Here is a 7,045-nt window from a genome sequence, read left to right as displayed (position 1 = left end):
AGCGCACCTTCGATCCGGGCTTCCGCATCGAGCTGCACCAGAAGGACCTCAACCTGGCGCTGGCGGGTGCCCGGGCGCTGGGCCTGTCGCTGCCGAACACCGCGACCTGCCAGGAGCTGTTCAACGCCTGCGCCGCGCACGGCGGCAAGGCGTGGGACCACTCCGCCATGGTGCGTGCTCTCGAGTTGCTCGGCGGGCACGAGATCGGGCAGAATCACCGGACGCTCCAGGCGGCCGAGTAAGACTGCTTCGCCAAAGCCCTTCCCCTCTGCCGTCATGCCCGGGCTCGTCCCGGGCATCCACGGGCCTGAACGTCCACAAGGGTCCAGGTGCGTGGATGGCCGGGACGAGCCCGGCCATGACGGAAGCGATGGAAGGGGATAAGCTCTGCGCGAGGCACCATAAGAACGACAGGGAGTGTGAGCCGTGACCATCGCCGATCCGCGAACGCTGTTGACCGACATGTTCCGGGCCGCCGTGGACTCGGCGCAGCCCTCCCTGTGCGTCCCGCCGCACCTGCCCCCGCCGCCGAAGGGCCGCACCGTCGTGGTCGGCGCCGGCAAGGCGGCGGCGGCCATGGCCCGCGCGGTGGAGACCAACTGGGACGGGCCGCTCTCCGGCCTCGTCGTCACCCGCTACGGCCACCGCGTCCCGACCGAGCGGATCGAGGTGGTCGAGGCCTCGCACCCGGTGCCCGACGCCGCCGGCGAGACGGCCGCCCGCCGCATCCTGGAGATCGCCGGCGACGTCGGGCCGGAGGATCTGCTGCTCTGCCTCATTTCCGGCGGCGGCTCGGCGCTGCTGGCGCTGCCTGCCCCCGGCCTGACCATGGCCGACAAGCAGGCGGTGTCGAAGGCGCTGCTGAAGAGCGGCGCCACCATCACCGAGATGAACTGCGTGCGCAAACACCTCTCCGCCATCAAGGGCGGACGGCTGGCCGCGGCGTCGCGGGCACCGGTGGTGTCGCTGGTCATCTCCGACGTGCCGGGCGACGATCTGTCGGTCATCGCCTCCGGCCCCACCGTGGCCGATCCCACCAGCTTCGCCGACGCACTGGGCGTGCTGGACAAATACCGCATCACGCCGCCCAAGCCGGTGCTCGACCACCTGCTGGCCGGCCGCGACGAGACCCCGAAACCGGGCGACGTGCGCCTCGCCCGCACCCGGACCATCCTGGTCGCCACGCCGCAGATGGCGCTGGAGCGCGCCGCCGAGGTGGCGCGGAAGGCCGGCGTCACGCCGGTGATCCTCGGCAACGCGCTGGAGGGTGAATCGCGCGAGGTGGCGCTGGTGCACGCCGGCATCGCCCGGCAGGTCGCCGGCCACGGCCAGCCGGCCCCCGCGCCGTGCGTGCTGCTGTCCGGCGGCGAGACCACGGTGACCGTGCGCGGCCAGGGCCGCGGCGGCCGCAACGCGGAGTTCCTGCTGGCGCTGGCGGTGGCTCTGGACGGGCTGCCGGGCGTGCACGCGCTGGCCGCCGACACCGACGGCATCGACGGTACCGAGGACAACGCCGGTGCCCTGCTCGCCCCCGACACCCTGGCCCGCGCCGCCCAGCGCGGCGTCAACGCCAAGGAGCGGCTGGCCGACAACGACGGCTACAGCTTCTTTCGCGCGGTCGACAACCTGCTGGTCACCGGCCCGACGCTGACCAACGTCAACGACTTCCGCGCCGTGCTGGTAACGGAGCCCCCCCAAAGGTCATAGCAGATAGTTCTATCCCTAAGCATGAGGCTCTAGTCGACTGGACAGGTTGTTGTCCGGGCCGAATGTTATGCACACTCGCATTCGGCAGTCATGGAATACCGAGTTTGGCATGCCAGCCCCGGTGCTTCCGTCGGACATCCGGTACAGTCAAAACAAAAAGCTTTATGCACGCGGGGAGGAAACACATGCGGCACGACCGAGCGGGGGACACCCCGCCGCGCAACGCGCGCTGGGTTCAGTTGCTGATCGGCGTGATCTGCATGTCGATGATCGCCAATCTGCAGTACGGCTGGACCCTGTTCGTCGAGCCCATCGAGGTCAAGCACGGCTGGGGCCGTGCGGCGATCCAGGTCGCCTTCACCATCTTCGTGGTCACCGAGACCTGGCTGGTTCCGGTCGAAGGCTGGTTCGTCGACAAGTTCGGCCCGCGCATCGTGGTGCTGGTCGGCGGGGCGCTGTGCGCCATCGCCTGGGCGATCAACTCGGTCGCGGACTCGCTGGGGCTGCTGTACCTGGGCGCGGCCATCGGCGGCATCGGCGCCGGCGGCGTCTACGGCACCTGCGTCGGCAACGCGCTGAAATGGTTCCCCGACCGCCGCGGTCTCGCCGCCGGCGTGACCGCCGCCGGCTTCGGCGCCGGCTCGGCGCTCACCGTCGTGCCGATCGCCACCATGATCCAGACCTCGGGCTACGAGGCCACCTTCCTCGCCTTTGGCATCGGCCAGGGCGCGGTGGTCTTCCTGCTCGCCTGGTTCCTCGCCGAGCCGAAGCATGGCCAGGTTCCGGCTGCCGGCACGGCGCAGGTCGTGCAGAGCCGCACCAGCTACACGCCCGCGCAGATGGTCAGGACGCCGGTGTTCTGGCTGATGTACCTGATCTTCGTGATGGTGGCGGGCGGCGGCCTGATGGCCACCGCGCAGCTCGGGCCGATCGCCACGGACTTCCACCTCGACGGCGTGCCGGTCTCGATCCTCGGCTTGACGCTGCCGGCGCTGACCTTCGCGCTGTCCATCGACCGCGTGCTGAACGGCGTGACGCGGCCATTCTTCGGCTGGGTGTCGGACAACATCGGCCGCGAGAACACCATGTTCGTCGCCTTCGCGCTGGAGGCGGCCGGCATCGTGGCGCTCAGCGTCTACGGGCGCGACCCGGTGGCCTTCGTGCTGCTGACCGGCCTGGTGTTCTTCGCCTGGGGCGAGATCTACAGCCTGTTCCCGGCCTGCTGCGGCGACACCTTCGGCTCGCGCTTCGCCACCTCCAACGCCGGGCTGCTGTACACCGCCAAGGGCACGGCGGCGCTGTTGGTGCCCTTCGCCAACGTCATCGCCGACGCCACGGGCAGCTGGATGGTGGTGTTCTACATCGCCGCCGCGATCAACGCGCTCGCCGCCGGGCTCGCCCTCTTCGTGCTGAAGCCGATGCGCGCCCGCCTGATCGGCGCTTCATCGCAACCCGTGGCCGGGCGCTTGAGCGTCCACGCCGCCGAGTAACGAAAAGCCCCTCTCCCCCGCAAGGGGAGAGGGGCTTACCGGTTTACTCCCCCACGCGCAGCACGATCTTGCCGACGTGCTGGTTGCTCTCCATCAGCCGATGCGCGTCGGCGGCGGCGGCCAGCGGGAAGGTCTCGCAGACCACCGGCTTCAGCCGGCCCTGCGCGATCAGCGGCCACACCGTCTTGCGCAGTTCCGTCGCCAGCGCCTGCTTGTAGGCCACCGGCCGCGCCCGCAGCGTCGAGCCGGTGAGCGTCAGCCGTTTGGTCATCACCGGGAACAGGTTGACCTCCGCCTTCGGCCCGCGCACGAAGCCGATCACCACGTAGCGCCCCTCCACCGCCATGCAGTCGATGCTGCGCGCCAGGTAGTCGCCGCCGACGATGTCGAGCACCACGTCGGCCCCCGTCCCGCCCGTCTCCTCCTTCACCACCGCGGCGAAGTCCTCGGCGGTGTAGTCGATGGCGCGGTCGGCGCCGAGATCGCGGCAGGCCCGCACCTTGTCCGCCCCGCGCACGGTGGTGAAGACCCGCGCCCTCAGCGCCTTGCCGAGCTGGATCGCCGTGGTACCGATGCCCGAGGCGCCGCCGTGCACCAGCAACGTCTCGCCGGCCTGCAGCCGCCCGCGCTCCACCACGTTGGACCAGACGGTGAAGAGCGTCTCCGGCAGCGCCGCCGCCTCGGCCATGGTCAGGCCATCGGGCACCGGCAGGCACTGCGTGGCCGACGCCGTGCAGTACTCCGCATAGCCGCCGCCGGCCAGCAGCGCGCAGACCGGGTCGCCGACGCTCCACCCCGTCACGCCCGCGCCGACCGCGGCGATGCGGCCGGCGACCTCCAGGCCGGGAATGTCGGTGACGCCGGGCGGCGGGTCGTAGCGGCCCATCCGCTGCAACACGTCCGGACGGTTCACTCCGGCGGCCGACACCGCGATCAGCACCTCGTCCGCCCCGACGGCGGGCACCGGACGCTGCACCGGGACCAGCATCTCCGGCGCCCCGGGCTTGCTCACCTCGACCGCGGTCATCGACAACGGCAACGCCATGGCTCCTCCCCCTCCCTGTCATGTGGTCAAAAAAATGGCCGTGCTGACAACAGCACGGCCAGAACCGAGGATTCCGCAAGAAGCGACAACTACAACTCGCCAGATACGGAGGGCACAACACCCTCTGTCCTGAAAACTATCGCACGATAGACCGCCGCTATCAACGCTCTTTTTCTGCCTTTCCACCATACGGAAACTTAGAATTATATAAAAAAATTAGGCCGCACGACGAAAGCCGCGCGGCCGAGTCTAGCAGGGAACCTCGCAAGGACACAAAAGCACAAACACTTTACATGGGCAGGCGGCCCCCGAACTCCGCCGTGATGGCGGCGGCGGTGCGCTTGACCATCTCGCCCAGGTCACGGACCCGGGTGTCCTCGATCCGGCGCGTGGTGCCGGACAGCGAGACGGCGCCGACCACGGCGGTCGTCTCGTCGTAGATGGGGGCCGCGACGCAACGCAGGCCGGACACCCGCTCCTCCTGATCGATGGCGTAGCCGCGGCTGCGCACCAGGGTCAGCTCCTGCTTGAGCGCCGGCAGCGACGACACGGTTGTGCGCGTGAACTGACGCATGCCGCGCTGCGACAGGATGGTCTGGATCCGCGTCTCCGCCATGCCGGCCAGCAGCGCCTTGCCGACGGCCGAGCAGTGCAGCAGCGTGCGCTCCGCCACCGGCACCGTCGACTGGACAGCACGCGGGCCGGCGACGCGGTGCAGGTAGATGGCCTCGCCGTTGTCCTCGACGGCGAGGTTCACCACCTCGCCGCTGTCCTCCATCAGGCGGCGCAGGCGCGGCCGGGCGACGTCGACCAGGCTGCGCGTCCGCAGGAAGTTGATGCCGGTCATGTAGGCCTGCAGCCCCACCGACCACCCGCGCTTGCCCTGGTCGAAACGGACGTAGCGCTCCTCCTGCAACGTGGTCAGCAGGCGGTGGGTGGTGGAGGGCGACAGGCCGGCCGCCTCGGCGACGGCGGTCAGGCTCATGGGCCCGCCGGAAGCACCGAGGATCGACAGGATGTTGAGCGCGCGGGACAGCGACTGGACCAGCTGCCCCTTCACCGGCGTCTCTGCCGCGAGCGCTTGTGCTTTCATGGTTCCGTCCCTCCGGTCACGCAGCGGGTTCGATCCGCGCCGCGGCGAACTTGAACTCTGGGATCTTGCCGAACGGGTCGAGCTTCGGGTTGGTCAGCACGTTGGCCGCCGCCTCGGCGTAGCAGAACGGGATGAACACCAGCCCGGTCGGAACGCCGTAGTCGGAGCGCGCCTTCAGCTCGATCACCCCGCGCCGGGTGGTGACCTTGACCCTGTCGCCGCCCTTGGCGCCCATCCGGCGCAGGTCGGCCGGGCTCATGTAGGCCACCGCCTCCGGCTCGATGTCGTCCAGCACCTGGGCGCGGCGCGTCATCGACCCGGTGTGCCAGTGCTCCAGCTGGCGCCCGGTGGTGAGCACCATCGGGAACTCCTGGTCCGGCTCCTCGGCCGGCGGGATCACGTCGGCGGGCACCAGCCGGCCGCGGCCGGTCGCCGTCGGGAAGCCGTCGCCGAAGACGATCTCCTGGCCCGGGTCGTCCGGCGACAGGCTCGGGTAGGTGACCGAACCCTCGCGCTCCAGGCGATCCCAGGTGATGTTGTCGAGCGAGGGCATGGCGCCCTTCATCTCGATGAACACGTCGCGCGGGTGCTCATAGGTCCAGTCGAGGCCGAGGCCCCGGGCCAGCTCCCGGAGGATCCACAGATCCTGCCGCGCGTCGCCCGGCGGCGGCAGCGCCTGACGGCCCAGCTGCACCTGGCGGTTGGTGTTGGTGACCGTGCCGTTCTTCTCCGGCCAGGCCGAGGCCGGCAGCACCACGTCGGCGTACTTCGCCGTCTCGGTGAGGAACAGGTCCTGGACGACGAGGTGTTCCAGGTCCGCCAGCGCCTCGCGGGCGTGCTGCACGTCCGGGTCGGACATCGCCGGGTTCTCGCCCATGACGTACATGCCGCGGACCTTGCCGGCGTGGATGGCGTCCATGGTCTCGACCACCGTCAGGCCGCGCTTGGTCTCCAGCTTGGTCTGCCAGAAGTCCTCGTAGAAGGCGTGCACCTTCGGGTCGTCCACCGGACGGTAGTCCGGGTACATCATCGGAATGAGGCCGGCGTCGGAGGCGCCCTGCACGTTGTTCTGGCCGCGCAGCGGGTGCAGGCCCGTGCCCGGACGGCCGATGTGGCCGGTGACCAGCGACAGCGCGATCAGGCAGCGCACGTTGTCGGTGCCGTGGGTGTGCTGCGACACGCCCATGCCCCAGAAGATGATCGAGGCCTTGGAGGTGGCGTACAGCCGCGCCACGTCGCGCAGCGTCTGGGCGTCGATGCCGCACACCGGGGCCATGGCCTCCGGCGTGAGGGCGGCGACGTGCGCCTTCAGCTCCTCGAAGTCCTGGGTGTGCTCGGCCACGTACGTGGCGTCGTACAGCCCCTCGCTGATGATGACGTTCAGCATGGCGTTCAGCATCGGCACGTCGCGGCCGGGCTTGAACTGCATCATGTGCGAGGCATGCCGGCGCATCGCGGTGCCGCGCGGGTCCATGATGACCAGCTTGGCGCCCTTCTTCACCGCGTTCTTGAAGAAGGTGGCGGCGACCGGGTGGTTCTCGGTGGGATTGGAGCCGATCACCACGATGACCTCGGCGTCCTCGGCCGCCATGAAGGGGGCGGTCACCGCGCCCGACCCGATGCCCTCGATCAGCGCCGCCACCGACGAGGCGTGGCACAGACGGGTGCAGTGGTCGACGTTGTTGGTGCCGAAGCCGGTGCGCACCAGCT

Annotated in this window: 6 protein-coding genes; 3 read left to right on the top strand and 3 right to left on the bottom strand. The window is 69.9% G+C overall.

Annotated features, from left to right (window positions below):
• The 3 genes from TSO221_RS31930 to oxlT all read left to right on the top strand — a co-directional run.
• A partial coding sequence (locus TSO221_RS31930) for an NAD-binding protein (RefSeq protein ID WP_158284271.1) occupies nucleotides 1-242 on the top strand: 242 nt, incomplete at its 5' end.
• A 184-nt stretch (nucleotides 243-426) separates the two neighbouring features.
• Nucleotides 427-1,707, top strand: a complete 1,281-nt coding sequence (locus TSO221_RS31920; protein ID WP_247878367.1) for a glycerate kinase — start codon at nucleotides 427-429, stop codon at nucleotides 1,705-1,707.
• 185 nt (nucleotides 1,708-1,892) lie between these two features.
• Nucleotides 1,893-3,197, top strand: a complete 1,305-nt coding sequence (oxlT, locus tag TSO221_RS31915; RefSeq protein ID WP_109122517.1) for an oxalate/formate MFS antiporter — start codon at nucleotides 1,893-1,895, stop codon at nucleotides 3,195-3,197.
• A 43-nt stretch (nucleotides 3,198-3,240) separates the two neighbouring features.
• Here oxlT and TSO221_RS31910 read toward each other — a convergent pair whose 3' ends face one another.
• From TSO221_RS31910 to TSO221_RS31900, 3 genes are all read right to left on the bottom strand, one after another.
• Nucleotides 3,241-4,242, bottom strand: a complete 1,002-nt coding sequence (locus TSO221_RS31910; protein WP_109122516.1) for an NAD(P)H-quinone oxidoreductase — start codon at nucleotides 4,240-4,242, stop codon at nucleotides 3,241-3,243.
• 289 nt (nucleotides 4,243-4,531) lie between these two features.
• Nucleotides 4,532-5,335 (bottom strand): IclR family transcriptional regulator, encoded by an 804-nt coding sequence (locus tag TSO221_RS31905; protein WP_109122515.1) that lies wholly within the window; start codon nucleotides 5,333-5,335, stop codon nucleotides 4,532-4,534.
• A gap of 16 nt (nucleotides 5,336-5,351) precedes the next feature.
• Nucleotides 5,352-7,045: molybdopterin-dependent oxidoreductase (locus TSO221_RS31900; RefSeq protein WP_146208973.1), on the bottom strand; the 1,694-nt coding region annotated here is incomplete at its 5' end.

Source organism: Azospirillum sp. TSO22-1 (assembly GCF_003116015.1).
GTDB lineage: Bacteria > Pseudomonadota > Alphaproteobacteria > Azospirillales > Azospirillaceae > Azospirillum.
This window is presented reverse-complemented; position numbering and strand designations above follow the sequence as displayed.

Excerpts from the sequence above, each read along its gene's own strand:
- oxlT (WP_109122517.1), top strand. The coding sequence starts at position 1,893 with ATGCGGCACGACCGAGCGGGGGACACCCCGCCGCGCAACGCGCGCTGG.
- TSO221_RS31910 (WP_109122516.1), bottom strand. The coding sequence starts at position 4,242 with ATGGCGTTGCCGTTGTCGATGACCGCGGTCGAGGTGAGCAAGCCCGGG.
- TSO221_RS31905 (WP_109122515.1), bottom strand. The coding sequence starts at position 5,335 with ATGAAAGCACAAGCGCTCGCGGCAGAGACGCCGGTGAAGGGGCAGCTG.